14 protein-coding genes are annotated in these 15,883 nt (G+C 64.2%); 10 read left to right on the forward strand and 4 right to left on the reverse strand.

Translation table 11 applies throughout. From position 1 onward, the window contains the following. The first annotated feature begins 200 nt into the window (after positions 1-200). The 3 genes from GII31_RS03140 to GII31_RS03150 all read left to right on the forward strand — a co-directional run bounded on the left by GII31_RS03140 (position 201) and on the right by GII31_RS03150 (position 3,431). Entirely contained in the window at positions 201-1,394 is a 1,194-nt protein-coding gene (locus tag GII31_RS03140; protein ID WP_213246730.1) for an acyl-CoA dehydrogenase family protein, read from the forward strand. Between the two features lie 36 nt (positions 1,395-1,430). Continuing rightward, positions 1,431-2,534 carry an acyl-CoA dehydrogenase family protein gene (locus GII31_RS03145; protein ID WP_213246732.1) on the forward strand — a complete coding sequence of 368 codons (1,104 nt, stop codon included), beginning with the start codon at positions 1,431-1,433 and terminating at the stop codon, positions 2,532-2,534. 138 nt (positions 2,535-2,672) lie between these two features. Next, complete coding sequence (locus GII31_RS03150; protein ID WP_213246734.1) at positions 2,673-3,431, forward strand: TetR/AcrR family transcriptional regulator; 759 nt, start codon at positions 2,673-2,675, stop codon at positions 3,429-3,431. Here GII31_RS03150 and GII31_RS03155 read toward each other — a convergent pair. Then, positions 3,415-4,035, reverse strand: coding sequence for a TetR/AcrR family transcriptional regulator (locus GII31_RS03155; RefSeq protein WP_213246736.1), 621 nt, complete (start codon positions 4,033-4,035; stop codon positions 3,415-3,417). The genes GII31_RS03150 and GII31_RS03155 overlap by 17 nt on opposite strands. A gap of 103 nt (positions 4,036-4,138) precedes the next feature. Between GII31_RS03155 and GII31_RS03160 the strand changes: the two genes are divergently transcribed. Continuing rightward, positions 4,139-5,314 carry an FAD-dependent monooxygenase gene (locus GII31_RS03160; protein ID WP_213246738.1) on the forward strand — a complete coding sequence of 392 codons (1,176 nt, stop codon included), beginning with the start codon at positions 4,139-4,141 and terminating at the stop codon, positions 5,312-5,314. Here GII31_RS03160 and GII31_RS03165 read toward each other — a convergent pair whose 3' ends face one another. Both GII31_RS03165 and GII31_RS03170 read right to left on the reverse strand, forming a co-directional pair. Further along, positions 5,315-6,232, reverse strand: a complete 918-nt coding sequence (locus tag GII31_RS03165; RefSeq protein WP_213246740.1) for an SDR family oxidoreductase — start codon at positions 6,230-6,232, stop codon at positions 5,315-5,317. 26 nt (positions 6,233-6,258) lie between these two features. Further along, a complete protein-coding gene (locus GII31_RS03170; protein ID WP_213246742.1) occupies positions 6,259-7,113 on the reverse strand; it encodes a MaoC/PaaZ C-terminal domain-containing protein in 855 nt (284 codons plus the stop codon). Positions 7,114-7,382: 269 nt separating this feature from the next. Between GII31_RS03170 and GII31_RS03175 the strand changes: the two genes are divergently transcribed. From GII31_RS03175 to GII31_RS03190, 4 genes are all read left to right on the forward strand, one after another. Further along, the gene (locus GII31_RS03175; protein ID WP_246222082.1) at positions 7,383-8,381 is read left to right on the forward strand and encodes an alpha/beta fold hydrolase; all 999 of its coding nucleotides are present in this window, start codon (positions 7,383-7,385) and stop codon (positions 8,379-8,381) included. Beyond that, the gene (locus GII31_RS03180) at positions 8,378-9,139 is read left to right on the forward strand and encodes an SDR family NAD(P)-dependent oxidoreductase (protein WP_213246744.1); all 762 of its coding nucleotides are present in this window, start codon (positions 8,378-8,380) and stop codon (positions 9,137-9,139) included. Before GII31_RS03175 ends, GII31_RS03180 begins: the two co-directional genes overlap by 4 nt. 44 nt (positions 9,140-9,183) lie before the next feature. Beyond that, entirely contained in the window at positions 9,184-10,806 is a 1,623-nt protein-coding gene (locus GII31_RS03185) for a substrate-binding domain-containing protein (protein WP_213246746.1), read from the forward strand. Positions 10,807-11,617: 811 nt separating this feature from the next. Then, the gene (locus GII31_RS03190) at positions 11,618-12,652 is read left to right on the forward strand and encodes an ABC transporter substrate-binding protein (protein ID WP_246222083.1); all 1,035 of its coding nucleotides are present in this window, start codon (positions 11,618-11,620) and stop codon (positions 12,650-12,652) included. A 183-nt stretch (positions 12,653-12,835) separates the two neighbouring features. On the opposite strand, the gene GII31_RS03195 is transcribed toward GII31_RS03190, so the two are convergent. After that, entirely contained in the window at positions 12,836-14,074 is a 1,239-nt protein-coding gene (locus tag GII31_RS03195; protein ID WP_213246750.1) for a cytochrome P450, read from the reverse strand. Positions 14,075-14,536: 462 nt separating this feature from the next. On the opposite strand from GII31_RS03195, the gene GII31_RS03200 reads away from it, so the two are divergent. Beyond that, the gene (locus tag GII31_RS03200) at positions 14,537-15,268 is read left to right on the forward strand and encodes a TetR/AcrR family transcriptional regulator (RefSeq protein ID WP_213246752.1); all 732 of its coding nucleotides are present in this window, start codon (positions 14,537-14,539) and stop codon (positions 15,266-15,268) included. Next, on the forward strand, positions 15,265-15,852 hold the full coding sequence (locus GII31_RS03205) for a Rossmann-fold NAD(P)-binding domain-containing protein (protein WP_213246754.1): 588 nt from the start codon (positions 15,265-15,267) through the stop codon (positions 15,850-15,852). Before GII31_RS03200 ends, GII31_RS03205 begins: the two co-directional genes overlap by 4 nt. Positions 15,853-15,883: the final 31 nt, after the last annotated feature.

The following is a 15,883-nucleotide window of genomic DNA, read 5'->3' on the forward strand; positions in this document are numbered from 1 at the left end:
TTCGGGGTATCACCGTGAGGATAGTCGATAATCGTGTCGATCAAAATATCGACATGGATATCGACTTTGGGCTACTGTTGATTCCGATGGCCCGTGGATGTCGGTCGGCGCGAGGAGCGATATTCCGCCGGCATCGAGGCGCGACGATCTTCGTCGGCTTGTCCGAGGTGGGCCGGATTGCCGACCGAAAGGAGAACCACATGGACTTCGCCATGAGCTATACGCCGGAGCAACAGAGCTTCCGCACGCAGGTGCGTGGGTGGCTGGCCGAACACGTGCCGGACGAGGCGCTGGGCGAGCCCAAGGGCGACGACGCCGCCCGCCGCCAGTACCTCGCGCGCCGGGAACTCGGCCGCCTGATGGGCGAGCGAGGCTGGCTGTACCCGTCGGCGCCCACCGAATATGGCGGCGGCGGATTGGACCTGGCTTCGGTGATCGTGCTGAGTGAGGAACTTCGCGCGCTGGGCCTGATGAACCCGCCGTACTATGACAGCGGCGGCTGGCTGGGCGGCGCGACCATCCTGGTGTGGGGAACCGACGAGCAGAAACAGCGGTTGTTGCCGCCGATCTTCCGCGGCGAGGTGCGCACCTGGCAGTTGCTGACCGAACCAGAGGCCGGTTCGGACTTGGCGAGCGTGAAGCTCAACGCGCGCCGGGACGGCGACCACTACGTGCTGTCGGGGCAGAAGGTATTCGTGGGCAGCGCCCACGGCGCCGACCGGTTCTGGATGATCGCGCGTACCGACCCGGAGGCACCCCGTCACCAGAACCTGAGCTGGTTCATGGTCGATGCGACACTGCCGGGTATCACCGTTCAGCCGGTGCGAGTGCTGGCCGACGTCGCAGAAGGCCATAAGAACGCCGTCTACTTCGACGATGTGCGCGTTCCCGCGGACTGCCTCGTCGGTGGTGAGAACAACGGCTGGAAGGTTGCGAGCACTCACCTGGATCTGGAACACGGCGCCTCGGGTAATCTCGCTGCCGACCCGATCGTCGACGCGCTCGTCGAACACTGCCGCACCCACTACCGTGACGGCCGCAGACTGATCGACGATCCGGACGTCCGGGACGGGCTCGCCGAGATCTACATCCAGCTCGAAGCGGTCCGCCTGATCAGTACCCGTAACTTCTGGCGCAGCGTCAACGACAAGGCCGTGCACTACAACGGTCCGCAGTCGATGTACATGCGCAAGGTGAGCGGGCTGTGGCTCACCAAGGCCGTACTCGATCTCATCGGTCCCGAAGCACTCACCAGCGACCCCAAACTCGGTGCGCTCGACGGTGACGCGGAACGGCAGCAGCGCAATGGAATCGTCGACATCGTGCCCGGTGCCACCATAGATATTCAGCGCGTGATCATGGCCCGCGCATTGGGCCTGGGCCGCCGGAAATAGCGGCATACCGACGAGACAACAGAACGGACCGATCACATGGATCTGGCACTCAGTCAGGACGAAGAACAACTCGCCGCCGCCGTGCGGTCATTCATCGCGCGCGAGGCCGGCACCGACGTGCTGGTGCAGGAGCAGCGTACCGAGCCCGGACATCGTCCGGCGTGGAGTGCGGCGATGGCCGATGCGGGATGGTCGGGCATCCTCATACCCGAGGACGACGGCGGTGCGGGGGCGACGGCGCTACAAGCCGCGGTCGTTGCCGAGGAACTGGGCAAGGGCCCACTGCCCGGGCCGTTCCTGGCCTCCAGCGCAGTTGCGGCGCTGTTGATCGCCGCAACCGACCCCGGGACCGTGCGCGGCGAGGTCCTCGCGGGCATCGCGGACGGCACCCGGACCGTCGTGCCCGCGCTCGTGCCCGCCGGAACGACCTGGGCCGGCCTCACCCGTGCGGGGGAGTTCGCCGAGGCCACCGAGCAGGGCATTTCGGGAGAGTTCCCGTTCGTCCCGTACGCAGGTTCGGCCACAGACCTGCTGGTCCCGGTGCGGGGCGACGATACCGGCGTCGAATTCGCGCTGGTCCCCGCAGACGGCGCCGGTGTGGCGACCCGGGTTCTCGACGGATTCCTCGCACACAACCATGAGGTGCTCCTGAACGGGGCGCAGGCCACCGCGACATTCACCGCCGACCGGGCCGCGGTCGCCGGCGCGCTCGCTCGCAGCTATGCGATCGCCGCCGCCTACTCGGTGGGTGGTTGCCAGGTTCTGCTCGACCGGAGCGTCGAGTACAGTCGGACCCGGGAACAGTTCGGCGGGCCGATCGGCAGATTCCAGCGCGTGCAGGACCATATCGTCGAGCTGATCAACGCGCTCGACACCGCCCGGTGGATGCTGTATGAGGCACTGTGGCAACTCGATTCGGGGCAGGATGCATTCGCCGGTGCTCACCGCGCGAAAGCTGTTGCCGCAGAGGCTTACATAACCTGCGCCGACGCCGCGCACAAGGTACACGGCGGTATCGGAGTTGATCCGGATTTCGGGATCACGCTGTACACACAGCAATCGCGGTCGCTGTACGGCTACCTCGGTGACCCCCGATGGCACAAGCGGCAGATGGTCGACGCCCTGGGATGGACTGCGTAGACCGTCTTATCGGCCGGTCACATCCGGTATGTCGACTGGCATGTCGACTACGCATGGTGTTGTCTGGTAGCAGACTGCGGGCCCTCTCGATCGCATAAGGTCGAGGGGGCCCGCCGGGCAATGTGCAGGAGGAACGTGATGGCTGCGAGAAGGGCCAAGGCGGCAGCAGTGGAGGACGAGGCACCACGCACGCGGGGAGGATGGACCCCCGTCGGCACCGCCGCCGGCCGCAGGGAAGTGCACAACTCGCGCGGTACCGCGCGAGGTGAACGGACCAGACGGCAGATCATCGACGCCGCACGCGTGGTCTTCGAACGCGACGGCTATCTGAGTGTCGGAGTAGGTGATATAGCCCGTGAGGCCGGGGTGGCGCACGGCAGCTTCTACACGTACTTCCCCTCCAAGATCGACGTGTTCCGGATCGTGTGCGATGAGGTGGCCGGCGCCGTCGACGGGTCCGTTCGCGGTGACATCCCACAACCCGGTGGGCTCGACCCGGTGGAGGCCCTGCGCGCGTCCAATATCCGCTACATCGACGCCTACCGGAAGAACGCGCGGATCTATGCGATGCTGTACCAGCTCGGGCACATCGACGAAGAACTCAATCGCACCGCCGCAGCGCGCCGAGAGGCGAACTTCGCCCGGGTCGCCGAGCAGATCCGGCGCTGGCAGGCACGGGGGGTCGCCGACCCGGAGGTGGAACCCGAATCAACCGCAGTGATCCTGGTGCTCGCGATCGCCAACCTCTGTAACTGGATGTTCGATCCGATCCACGAAGAGGCTTCTGTGGACATCCCGCAGTTCGCCGACACCGTGAACGATGTCTGGATCAAAGCGCTCGATCTTCGTCGTCGGCCCAGCCGGAAATGGCTGGCGGCCATCAGCGTTCAGGAATAGGTGCGGCCGGCACCAGTGCGGGCAGCAGGATGTCCAGCGTCTGTTCCGTGATCGTAGAAGCATCGCAGTCCGGGTTGGTGAGGCGGGTCGCCGCAGCGCCGATAAGTCCGGCCAGAAGCTCGACGACGAGGCGTGTGTCGGCGAACTCGCGGAACTCGCCCCGTCGGGCTCCGACGGCGAGCAAGGTCTCGAAATCGTCGTAGACGTCCAGGTATGGCCCGCTCCATAGGCGGTGGGTACGGTCGGTGGGGCCGGATAGTGCGCCCGACAGTGCGACGCGGGTCGGCCCATCGGCGAATGATGCGAGCAGGGTCGTGACGATCTCGGACAGTCGTTCCGGCGTCGGGACCGCGCTCTGGACGATTTCGTGCACCTTCTTGGCGACTTCGTCGCCGGCGTGAGCGGCGGCAATTGCGGCGAGTTCGTCCTTTCCCGAGACGTAGTTGTAGATGGCTGTGCGGGCGATCCCGGCTCGTTGTGCGACCGCACCGAGCGACACCTGGCGTGGGTCGCGTTCTGCGATCAGTGCGTTGTAGGCATCGACTATCGCCTGCTTCGTGTGTTCCTGATGCTCCTGAAGAGTCGCGGCAGCAATGCGTGGCACCCGGCCAGTATGCCAAACGACGTCGCGAATTCGCAATTTCACGACACTGTGTCGTATACTTTCACGACACAGTGTCGTGAACGTTGTTACGAAAGGGGTGTCGATGGAGAAGAACGCACTCGTTGTGGGTTTGGGTATTGCGGGAATGGCGTCGGCGATCGGACTGCGCAAAGCCGGGTGGAACGTCACGATCATCGAGAGGTCGGATCGGCGGCGCACCGGTGGCTACTTCGTCGGGCTATTTCCGGAAGGCATCGATGCCGCCGCCAGGCTGGGCGTCCTGGATGCGATCGGGATCGATGCGAGATCGGTGCGTGATTCCCGGACCTGGGAAGTCGACGCCGCAGGTCGTCGCCACCGAAGCGCGGGATTTCTCGACGACCCGAAACGCCCGGTAGGGGTGCTGCGCAGCGATATCGAGGCGTCATTGTGGGAAACTGTCGACAATACGATTGACGATATCCGGTTCGGGGTGATACCGGCTGCGATTTCATTCGGGCCGGCCGGGCAGGCCGTCACGCTCCGGGACACGTCCACAGGTGGCGAGCGGGAGGAAGAATTCGATCTGATAGTCGGCGCGGACGGACTGCGATCCACCGTCCGCGCACATGCCTTCGCCGACCATGAGACCTGTATTCAGCAGTGGAAATCGATGATCTGCGCGTTCGAACTCGACGACCAGGTGCCGGGCTATGCGGATCGGGATGCGCTCGTCTTCGCCGAACCGGGTCGTGCGTTCTGGGTGTTTCCTTACGAAGACCACAATCCGACAGGACTGTTCATCTTTCGCACGGACGACATCGACACCCAACTTCGGATCGGCAGAGACGCTGCGCTTGAGGGAGCATTCGGCGACGTGTCCGTGCCCGAGGTACAGTACGGCCTGGCGCAGGCGCGCACCACCGAATTCTCCCTTTTCGATTCAACCGGGATCGTGGACATTCCCGAGTGGCGAAGGAGTCGAACCATTCTCATGGGTGATGCAGCATGGTGTCTGACACTGTATTCGGGCATGGGGGCGACGAGCGCGATGCTCGGTGGTGCGGTGCTCGGTGAATGGGTCGCGCGCGAGTCGGACCTCGACCGCGCGCTGACAGGCTGGGAACAGGAGATGCGCGCATTTATCCGTCGACAACGGCTGATCGCCCGGATCAAATACGAGATCTTCGTGCCGTCGAACAGGTTCCGTGCGGTGCTCAGGTCGGGGATGCTGCGTGCGGCGGGGCGCACCGTCGCGCCCATCGCCGCCCGCAACCGCGTCCGCAACGCACTGAGCTGATCAGGTGGGGAGTTCGCCGCGCATCGCCTCACCCATCGGGTGGCCGTAGTCGAAGGTGCGATCGGCGAACTTTCCTGCCGAAGAACGTAATTCGTCGACGGTGAAGCGTTGCTCGGTTCGGATCGAGTCGACGATGTGCCATGGGTGGAACAGGTGGACCTCGCCGCCCATGACGAAGAACATGCGGCCGTGGATGGGGCAGTCGGGTTCGGCGAGGTAGGCGACCATGGGGGAGATGTTGGCCGGGTCGAACATCGACCACTCGGAGTCGTCGCCGACCGACAGCCCCTGATCTGCGGTCATCCGCGTGGCCGCCGCCGGTGCGATCGCGTTGACTCGGACGCCGTACCTGCGGAGTTCGGAATCGGCGACCATCGTCAGGGTGGCGATGGCGCTCTTGGCCGCCGCGTAGTTGGACTGGCCGGGCTGGGCGAACAGGCCCGAGGGTGAAGTGGTGTTGATGACCGAGCGGGGTACCTCGATCCCGGCTCGGATCTGATCGCGCCAGTACGCCGCTGCGAAATGCAACGGGCCGAAGTGTCCCTTCAGGTGCACGCCGATGACCGAATCCCATTCCTGTTCAGTCATTTTCACTATTGTCCGGTCGCGCAGGAAGCCGGCGTTGTTGACGAGGACGTGGAGATCCCCGAACTCGCGCAACGCTGTGGAGACGAGTTCCTCGGCGCCCTGCCAGGTGGAGATGTCGGAAGTGTTCGCCACCGCCTGGCCGCCGGCGTTGAGGATCTCCTCGACCACTGCGGCGGCCGGTCCGGCGTCGGTGCCGGAGCCGTCGGCGGCGGCACCAAGGTCGTTCACCACGACCTTGGCGCCCTCGGCTGCCATGAGCAGCGCGTGTGCGCGTCCGATGCCGCGTCCGGCCCCGGTGATGACGCATACCTTGTCTTGTAGTGCTCCCATGGTGTGTTCTCTCTGGTCTCGGTGGGTCAGCGCAACCGGAATTCGCCGTGATCGAGCACGACGGTGTCGCCGACCTTGGTCTGGAACAGCGCGCCGTTCTCGGTGCGCCAGATCAGGGTGTGCAGTTCGTCCCCGGGCTCGACCGGAGCCGCGAAGCGGGCGAAGAAGCTGCCGAATCTTCCTGGGTCGGATTCGGCGACGGTCGCCAGGACCGCCCGGCCGGCGTAACCGTACGTGCACAGGCCATGCAGGGTCGGCCGTGTCCGGCCCATGAAGGCGGCGAACGCGGGATCCGAATGCAGCGGGTTGCGGTCACTGTTCAGGCGGTACAGGAGTGCCTGTTCCGGCCGGGTGTGGTCGGTGACGATCTCGTCGGGTTCGCGGTCGGGTACCGACCAGCTCGCCTTGGGGCCGGGGTTTCCGCCGAATCCGCCCTCACCGGTCAGGATCATCGTGGTCTCGATATCGGCGTACGGCGTTCCGTCGTCGGCGTCGGTGATGGTCGAGGCGAGCACGATGGCGGCGTGCCGGCCCTTGTCGTAGATGGCGGCGATGGAGCCCCGGGACACCACCGACCCGGCGGGTGGTATGTCGTTGTGCAGGGTGATGCGTTGGCCGCCGTGCACGATGGACGTCACGGCGATGTCGCCGAGAACGGTGAGTGGATTCTGCGTGGCGGCCTCACCGGCGGCCATGACCGTGACGAACGTGGGCAGGACCTGCTGGGTGATGCCCGAGGTGTTGTCGGTGGTGAACCGGAGTTCGTCGGTCGGGTCGTGCGCGCCCGCGCCCACGCTGACCGCGTAGAGCATGGTGTCGCGGGTGGTCCAGGTGCGTTCCCAGTTCGCGGCCGGTGAACCCACCTTGGTGTGGTCGATCATCGTGGTTCCCTTCGCTCGTGAATGGAACGCTAGCATAAGTCGATATGTATATCGATTACAGTATGGTCGTTGCTGAAGTGATTGGTGCTCAACGCTACTGGCACGCGCACCGGCGGCAACTAGCCCAGTCTTGTCTGTGGAGCTTGTCTGTGGAGCTTGTCTGTGGAGATTCTTGATCTCGAGTACTCGACATAGATGTCGAGTAGGAGTTAGATGGGCAACACGGAGATGTGTCTGTTCGCCATGGACACCTCAGTCAGGAGGATTCAGTGTCGAAGTTCGCCGTCTCGCATCGCGTGGTGGTCGTCAACGGGATAGACCTGCATATCGCCGAATGCGGTGACGGGCCGCTCGTGGTGTTGCTGCACGGCTTTCCCGAGGCATGGCATTCGTGGCGACACCAGATTCCCGCCCTGGCCGCAGCCGGATACCACGTGGTTGCACCGGATCTGCGCGGCTACGGACGCTCGGCGGCTCCTGAACGGATCGAGGAGTTCACGATCTTCGACCTGGTGGGTGATGTGATCGGCCTGGTCGACGTTCTCGGATACGGCGAGGTCATCGTCATGGGGCACGACTGGGGTGCTGCCGTTGCGTGGGGGAGCGCGTTGCTGCGGCCGGACCTCGTGCGCGCGGTCGTGGGTCTGAGCGTGCCGCCGAACAGTTCGCTCCTGCCGATCAGACGGCTCGAGCTACCGCCGATCGAGCAGTACCGCCGCGACCGTGGTGACTACTTCTACATGGTGATGTTCCAGGAACCCGGGATGGCCGAGCAGTTTCTCGGTGTCGATGTGGATGCGGGACTGCGGGCAACGTTTGTCAGCGCCAGTACCCGGGCGCAGGTGGGAACCGACCTCACCGACGACGCCGAGATCACCGACGGTGCGTTCGCGCTGCCCGACTGGTTGCCCGCGGACGATTTCGCCCGATATGTGGAGACGTTCACCGACAACGGTTTTCGTGGTCCGCTCAACTGGTATCGCAACATCGACAGGAATTGGCGCCTGTTGGCGCCCTGGGACGGAGCCACCATCGATCAGCCCTCGTTGTACGTCGTCGGTGAGTACGACAACGTCCACGAGTTCTTCGAGGTCCCGAAAACGCTTGATGAGCTGCGGTCGGTGGCCCCCGGTGCACGGGATCTCGTGGTGATACCCGACTGCAGTCACTGGACGCAGCAAGAACAACCCGAAGCCGTGACATCGGCGCTGCTGGCCTTCCTGTCGGGCGTCGAACAAGAAATAACCATCAACAAGGAGAAGTCATGACACAGGAATTGCAGGGCAGGGTCGCCGTCGTCACCGGAGCCGCCCGCGGCATCGGCGCGGCCTCCGTGCGGGCGCTGCTGGGCGCCGGTGCCAAGGTCGTCGCCGGCGACATCGACGCCGACGGGCTGGCAGCGCTCGCCGGTGAATACGGCGACCGGGTGAGTACACATGTCGTCGACATCTCGACGGAGGCGGGTGTCAAGACGCTGATCGACGACGCCGCGAAGACCTTCGGCCGCCTCGATATTCTGCACAGCAATGCGGCGGGGATCGTTCCGGAGGACACCGATGTCCTCACCGCAACCGACGACGCATGGCGGGCTACGTTCGACTTCGCGGTCATGGCAGCGGTGTGGGGTGCCCGGCACGCGGTACCACTGATGAAGCAGACCGGTGGTGGGTCGATCATCAACATGTCTTCGGGTGCGGCCAAATTCGCGACCGCCGCCAAACCGGCCTACGCCGCGTGCAAGGGTGCGATCGAAACCCTCACGCTCTACACCGGTGCGCAGTGCGGCACGGACGGGGTTCGCTGCAACGCGCTGCGTCCCGGGTTCGTTCTCACCGAAGGCATCCGGTCGCTGTTCAACGAGGAGCAGCTGGCCGGGGTGGCCGCGCAGTCGGCGCTCGGACGCATCTGTACGCCTGAGGACATCGCCGATGCCGTGGTGTGGCTGGCCTCCGACGCGTCCGGTTATATCAACGGTCAGGTACTGGCCATCGACGGTGGTGGCATGAAACCGTCGATCGCCTGGTAAACGCGGCTCTGCGGAAACGCAACTTCACTGAGGGGGAATCGTCGATGCAGGCGCGCAGCCGTGGGAGACGATCGGCAGGCACTGCCGGAACGCTCAACGGCGCACACAAGCTCACCGGATTGGTACTCGTGGCCATCCTGGTCGCCGGGGTGTTTGTGTGGCGGAGCCTTGCCGATGGTTGCGGTGGCAACCGCGAGAAGGTGACGGTGATCACCGACGCTGCCTTCGGCAAAGCTCTCAAGCCGATCGCGGACACGGCATCGGATAACTCCTGCTACGACTACCGGATCACCGAACTGGCCAATGTCGACGTTCCCGCCAACCTGAGCGCAGGCAATTCGTCCGCAGATCTGTGGGTGGCCGACTCCCTCACCCGAGCCCAGCGGGTGACCCAACAGGTGCGGATCAAGACCGACATCGTGGCCGAATCCCTGGCAACGTCTCCCGTCGTCCTGGTCGGCTCCGGCATCGGAGACTTCAAGGACTGGAACGCCATCATGAACCTGGCGAATCTGCAGGTGGGCAGCCCGATCGAGACCTCCACCGGTGAGGCCCCGATCATCGGTGGTGCGGCCGAGGTGGCCGCTGGGAAGCTCAACAACAGCCAGTTCTTTCAGTCGATGGCACAGATGGCAGTACGACGACACAACGTGGCTGAAGGGCTGGACAATGACAATGCTCGCCTGAGAATCGCCGCTTCCTCCGATTCGCCCGCGATCACGAGCGAACAGCAGTACCTGCAGTACCTGCGTGCGAATCCCACTGTGACGATGTCATCCACGATTCCCGCATCGGGAACGGTGATGCTCACCTATCCGCTGGTCAACACCGCGTCGGTAGCGAACAGGGACCGTGCGACCACAGCGGGTCAGGCACTGGCGGACGCAGCCCTGTCGAAGAGTGGACGCGCCCGGCTGGTCGACAACAACTTCCGGGATGCCGATGGCCACGGCAACGGCGATGAGGTGAAGGTCGTGAAGTTCGACGACGCAGAGCAGATCTCGAAAGCATCGCAGATCTGGCAGGCGTTCGCGGTCCCTACCCGGATGCTCCAGATCCTGGATACCTCGGGCTCCATGCGGTCACCTGCGGGTAACTCCACACGTGCCACGCTCGTTGCCAACGCGACCATCGAAGGTATGACACTGCTCGCCAACGACGCCCAAGTCGGAATGTGGATCTTCGGCATCGACAAGGGCGGACCCCGCCAGGACTGGAAAGAAGTCGCCGAGGTACAGCGAATGGACCACAAGATCGGCGGCACTTCCCATCGTGAACGAATCACGACGCTGGTCCGCTCGTCGATGAAGAACGACCTGGGCGGCGGTACCGGCCTCTACGACACCACCCTCGCCGCGTACAAGAAGATGCTCGAGACCTACGACCCGACGACCACCAATCTCATCGGCCTGGTAACCGACGGGCAGAACGAGGATGCCAGCAGCATCACCCGCGACGAGTTGCTCGCGCAGCTCAAGGTCCTGCACAACCCGGGACGACCGGTCCGCATTCTCTCGATCGGCGTCACAGACGATGCGGATGCCGAGTCACTCAAACTCATCGCCGACGCCACCGGAGGTACCGCATACATCGCTCGCGACCCCACGGACATGAAAGGTATGTTCACCAGGGAGGTAGACAACCTGGTGAGGGACTTCACCAGGTGACCTTCCCCGTTCCCACTTGGCCTCAATGCCCGGTGAGACAATATGTTCTCTTACGGGCTTTCGAGGCTCGTCGCTTGCGCCGTCCTCACCCTGACCGCGGCCGAGAGCCCGCGTGATTCAACCCGCGTTCGGCCCGGTGGCGTCAGAGTCCTTCGGGGATCTCCGGTGTGCGCATTCGGGACGACGGGGACCTCGCCGCACGAACGTGGTGTTCGGATACCGGCAGTGTCAGATTACTCATCGGACGTGGTATTTGGCAGCTGACGGGATAATCCGTCGACTGAACAGTCCGTTTCGTCGTATCGGATCGTATTGACCGGACGGCTGATAGTGCTTACTATCCATGTGACGGCATTCACATGGAGAGCAAATCACTCAGCATTGCAGCCCGTCAGCAATCGTGGACGCGTCGTGTCCCCATCATCCGCTCTGCGCGCCGGTCTGAATTGTCAGTCGTTCGGGCGGCGATTGCTCATGCCCGATGCACGGTCCCGACCTCTCGGGCGTCGGGTATGAGTCATCGGTGGGCGAAGCACGACGGTGAGCAAAGCATCTAAGCGCGTCCCGGACTACCCGTTTAGGAGTACAATCAATGACGAATTCATGGCGGAAACGGACCCTTGCCCTCGCAGGCGCCGTGACCGCATTCGCGGTGGTGGTTGCCGGATGTTCCGACGACGACGGCGACACCTCGGGCGACGGTGTCGACCTGTCGGTTTTGGGCGAGGCTGACGCGGCCTCCGGTGATCCGGTGGAGATCATGTTCAACACGCCGGGCAATAAGTCGTCGGCCTACACCAACGAGACCGAGGTGGCCGAGGCGACCGTCAAATACATCAATGAGAACCTCGGCGGTATCAATGGCAGGCCGATCAAGCTCACCATGTGCTTCGACGAGTTGCAGGCAGCCAATGCACGGGAGTGTGCGAACAAGGCCGTTGGTTCGAAAGCTGTTGCAGTTCTGAGTGGTACGCCGTCAAATCCGGATACAATCGCCGCGGTGACCTCGCCCGCAGGCCTGCCGTATTTCATGGTCAACGGCGGTGGCAAGGAGTCGCTGACGGCTCCCAACTCATACGTGGTGACCAACACCGTCGGTGGCATCGTCGGTCTGCCGGCCGAATTGGCGAAAGAACGGGGCTACCAGAAGGCGGCGATACTGGTGATCGACGCCCCGCTGGCAACCCAACCCATCACCGGCATGGGTAAGCTCGTCTTCGGTAACGCCGGTGTGGAATTGGAAGTCGTCACCGTGCCGCCGGGCACGGCCGATATGACCCCGCAGGTACAGGCCGTGATCGACAGTGGTGCGAAACTGGTGCAGGTTCTCGGCGATATTCCGTTCTGTACCGGTGCGTTCAAGGCGATGACGACCCTCAACGCGGACATTGACAAGGTCGCCATCAGCAATTGCGTGAGCAGCGAATCGGCGGCGCAGATTCCGGGTGGATATGAAGGAATAACCATCCGGACCACCGAGGACACCAACCCTGATTCCGCGGACCGTAAGCTTTTCAACGCGGTTCTGCAGAAGTACGGCGCCGACGGAAAAGAAGACGGTGCTACCGCGTTCCGTTCCCTGGTGGCGTTCCAGCGTTCACTGTCGGGAATGAGCGGCGACATCACGCGGGAATCCATCGTCAAGCGCCTGAATGCGCAGCCCGAACCGGTGGAAAGCCCGCTGGCTGCAGGGCTGACCTTCCAGTGCGGAACCAAGCCGATGGCGGTCACGCCGAATGTGTGCTCCGGTGGCATCATCGCCGGAACCTCGGACAAGGACGGCAACGTCAGCGATGTGAAGACCTACGACGTGGCACCGCTGTTCAAGATGCCCGCCGCCGGGTGAGCTCGCGGAGCGACTGACGGCTCGATGGCCCCGGTACCTGATGGTGCCGGGGCCATCGAGCCGTGGCACCGTCGCGTCGGCACCCGTGACTTATCGGCCCGTGACTTGTGGAAGCCTGCCCGAACACAGAGCGGCAAAGGCCCCGGCACCGTCGACGGTGCCGGGGCCTGATTGGTCGGGGCGTTACTCGGCGGGGAGCGCGCGCACCGGCACACTCTTCCAGCCGGCGACATTGGTCATCGACACCCGGCTCAGGTTGCTGCGGTCGATCTCGTACCGGGGCAGCTTGTCGAGCAACAGGTTCAGTGCGACCCGGCTCTCCATCCGTGCCAGCGGTGCACCGAGGCAGCTGTGGGTGCCGTATCCGAAGCCCAGATTGTAGCCGAATGGGCGCTTGCGGTTGATGTCGAAGACATCGGGGTTCTCGAAAACCCGGTCATCGCGATTGGCGGCGCCGGTGATCAGCATGATGGGGGAGTCGGCCGGAATGGTTTCGCCGTAGAAGGTTACCTCACGGGTGGTGACCCGGAAGTTGTACTGCAACGGGCCGTCGAAGCGGACCAGTTCCTCGATGGCGTCGGGCACCTTGTCGCGGTCCTGGCGCAGGGCCTCCCACTGGTCGGGGTGGTCGGCGAAGACGACGAGGGCGTTGCTGATCAGCTTGGTGACGGTCTCGGCTCCCGCACCGCCGAGAAGCCGACAGAAGCCGATGATCTCCTCGTCGCTCAGGCGTTTGGTCTCGCCGTCGGTGTCGACGTACTCGGCGGCGATCAGCTCGCTGAGCATGTCGTCCCGGGGGGCGGCCTTGCGTTCGGCCAGTAGCGCCTCGAAGAACTGGCCCATCGCGATCGATGCCTCGGCACCGGCCTGGCTCATCATCATGTTGCCGGGTTCGCGGGCCAGGTAGGTGTCGATCCACAACCGGATCTGCTGCCGGTACTCGGCGGGTACGCCCAGGATCCTGCAGATGATCTCGACCGGAAACAGGGCAGCGAACTCGCCGACGGCGTCGAACGAGGTGGGGTCGGCGATGTCGTCGAAGAATCCGTGAATGGTCTCGGTGACCAGGTCGGCCCAGCTCTTGACCGCACGCGGGGTGAACGCCTTGCTGACCAGTCGCCGCATCCGGTCGTGCTCGGGTGGGTCGAGCATGATGAGCTGCGGTGGAATCCCCTTGAGGAGCTCGGCGATCTTGATCATGTCCAGAGTGACGCCCTTGGCCGAGGAGAAAGTGGCCGAATCCTTGTAGGCGGGAGCGATGTCCTCGTAGCGGCTGATCGCCCAGAATCCGTACTCGGCATTGTGATAGAGCGGCGCCTCGTCGCGCAGTCGGCGATAGGTGTCGTACGGGTTGTTGAAAAAGGTTTCGCTGTAGGGATTGAATTCCACGCTGTCGGCCATGGGAGCCGTCGGGGCACTCATCGGGTGTTCCTCCATCTGTTGGCTGAAGTCTCGGTTCCGCCGCGGGCTCATCGCCGGGTGTCGGGCTGTGACGACGGTTGGTGAGATCACGGTCGGGCAATCGGATATGGCACCGACGGTGGGGTCGGTATTCGGATCCGGGTTCATACGGTGGCTGCGGGTTTCGCGGTTTGCGGGGGTTGTCGCAGCGGCCGGGCGGCGTGCGGGCGAGCGTCGTGTTCAACGAACTCGCGAGTGGCTGCAGGATGGGCAGATCTGTGAGCCAGACCTCATTATTGTGGCCTAGTCCCGGCGATTAGGCAACGTCGGAGCACCGATCGGGGCGGTGTTGACGACAGGGGCGATAGTGACTACTATCGCCTGTGACGCCAGCCACAGCATTGGCCGGCATGGTGGCCGCCGCAGCAATTCCGGTCTTTACGATCACGGGCGGCCGCGCGCTCTGCGCACAAGGAGGATCACATGACCACGAATGCGGAAACCGCCTCAGCCCAGAGGGTTTCGGAGTTGGGTGCTCCGATCTCCGATGGTGGTGAGGTGTCCGGCAGCTCCGCATCGAGCTCAGTCGGCACGAGTCCGACGAGGACCCGGATGATCGAGGCGGCACTGGCCACGATCGACGACGTCGGGTTGTACCGGGCCTCGTCCAACGAGATCGCCCGTCGGGCCGGGCTGACCTGGGGCGTGATCCAGCGTCAGTTCGGATCCCGCGAAGCGCTGCTGCTGGCCGCGTTCGAAAGTGAGTGGGAGAAACTGATCGAGATGGCACACTCGCCGATCACCGGCGACACCATCGAAGAACGTATTCGCTCCTTTCACCGGATCCTCCGCGACCACTACTCGCGCAGCGAGTACTACACGGGCATTCAGATCGTGTCCAACTTGCGCAAAGACCCCAAAACCTCGGCAGCGGCACTCGAGCTCATCGAGACCATGACCACCCGTTCGGCCGGATTTCTGACGGGACTACGTGAGCGGGTGCTGCCCGATCACCCCAACGGGCCGGAGCTGACCAGCTTGATCTTCTTCGCCATCAGGGACTTTCACATCGGCACCCATGTCGAGGCAGCGATGAACCTCGCCGAGGTGTACGAACGTCGCCGCGCCGACCGTGCGGCCGAAGAGGAAGTCCTCGTCGCCGGGCTGGTCGATATCGCCCGACGACAGTCAGACACCCCACAGGAGAATCGATGACCACCGCTTTGGACATGTGCTGCGAGGACGACTGCCTCGTGGTGTTTATCACCGACGTCGCCGACGAGCATGCGCGGGCGAACGCCGAACAGCTTGCTTCCGAGGGATACCTGCTCATCGTGGGTGCCGTCGACGCCGAGGTCGGCGACGCCGTAGCTGACCGGATCCGTCGGCAGGGTGGCTCGGCGTTCGGTGTTCCGCTGGACGTACGCGACATGGCATCGGTCGGTGCGGCAGTCGTGATGGCACGGTACCTGGCCGGCACCGTCGATGCCGTGATCCACTACGGCGCAGATGATTCCGATGATGCTCATCATCTGGCGGCCTGCCTGGCCGATGCCTGTGGTAGGGGTCGCCGGCACGAACTGATCCTGGTCGACACAGCCTCGGCGCCCGGCGCCGACGCGGACCTCGCCGGGGCCCTGCGCGAATGGTCGCGGGAGCGTTCCCGCTGGTCCGACAGCAAGCGCCGCTCCCGCCGCGCCGGTGCTCTTCTGGGCGAGGCGGGAGCGGTGACCCTGGTCCCTCCGATTCCGGTGGACCCGCGCAGCGAGCTCCCCTCCCGCGTCCCGGCCGGTGTCTGACAAAACGCCTCGGTCACAACCCCATACGCAC

Source organism: Gordonia pseudamarae (genome assembly GCF_025273675.1).
Taxonomy (GTDB): domain Bacteria; phylum Actinomycetota; class Actinomycetes; order Mycobacteriales; family Mycobacteriaceae; genus Gordonia; species Gordonia pseudamarae.

What these genes read in the sequence shown, in the direction of transcription:
- GII31_RS03140 (WP_213246730.1), top strand. Translation starts at nt 201, where the DNA reads ATGGACTTCGCCATGAGCTATACGCCGGAGCAACAGAGCTTCCGCACG.
- GII31_RS03145 (WP_213246732.1), top strand. Translation starts at nt 1,431, where the DNA reads ATGGATCTGGCACTCAGTCAGGACGAAGAACAACTCGCCGCCGCCGTG.
- GII31_RS03150 (WP_213246734.1), top strand. Translation starts at nt 2,673, where the DNA reads ATGGCTGCGAGAAGGGCCAAGGCGGCAGCAGTGGAGGACGAGGCACCA.
- GII31_RS03160 (WP_213246738.1), top strand. Translation starts at nt 4,139, where the DNA reads ATGGAGAAGAACGCACTCGTTGTGGGTTTGGGTATTGCGGGAATGGCG.
- GII31_RS03165 (WP_213246740.1), bottom strand. Translation starts at nt 6,232, where the DNA reads ATGGGAGCACTACAAGACAAGGTATGCGTCATCACCGGGGCCGGACGC.
- GII31_RS03170 (WP_213246742.1), bottom strand. Translation starts at nt 7,113, where the DNA reads ATGATCGACCACACCAAGGTGGGTTCACCGGCCGCGAACTGGGAACGC.
- GII31_RS03180 (WP_213246744.1), top strand. Translation starts at nt 8,378, where the DNA reads ATGACACAGGAATTGCAGGGCAGGGTCGCCGTCGTCACCGGAGCCGCC.
- GII31_RS03185 (WP_213246746.1), top strand. Translation starts at nt 9,184, where the DNA reads ATGCAGGCGCGCAGCCGTGGGAGACGATCGGCAGGCACTGCCGGAACG.
- GII31_RS03195 (WP_213246750.1), bottom strand. Translation starts at nt 14,074, where the DNA reads ATGAGTGCCCCGACGGCTCCCATGGCCGACAGCGTGGAATTCAATCCC.
- GII31_RS03200 (WP_213246752.1), top strand. Translation starts at nt 14,537, where the DNA reads ATGACCACGAATGCGGAAACCGCCTCAGCCCAGAGGGTTTCGGAGTTG.
- GII31_RS03205 (WP_213246754.1), top strand. Translation starts at nt 15,265, where the DNA reads ATGACCACCGCTTTGGACATGTGCTGCGAGGACGACTGCCTCGTGGTG.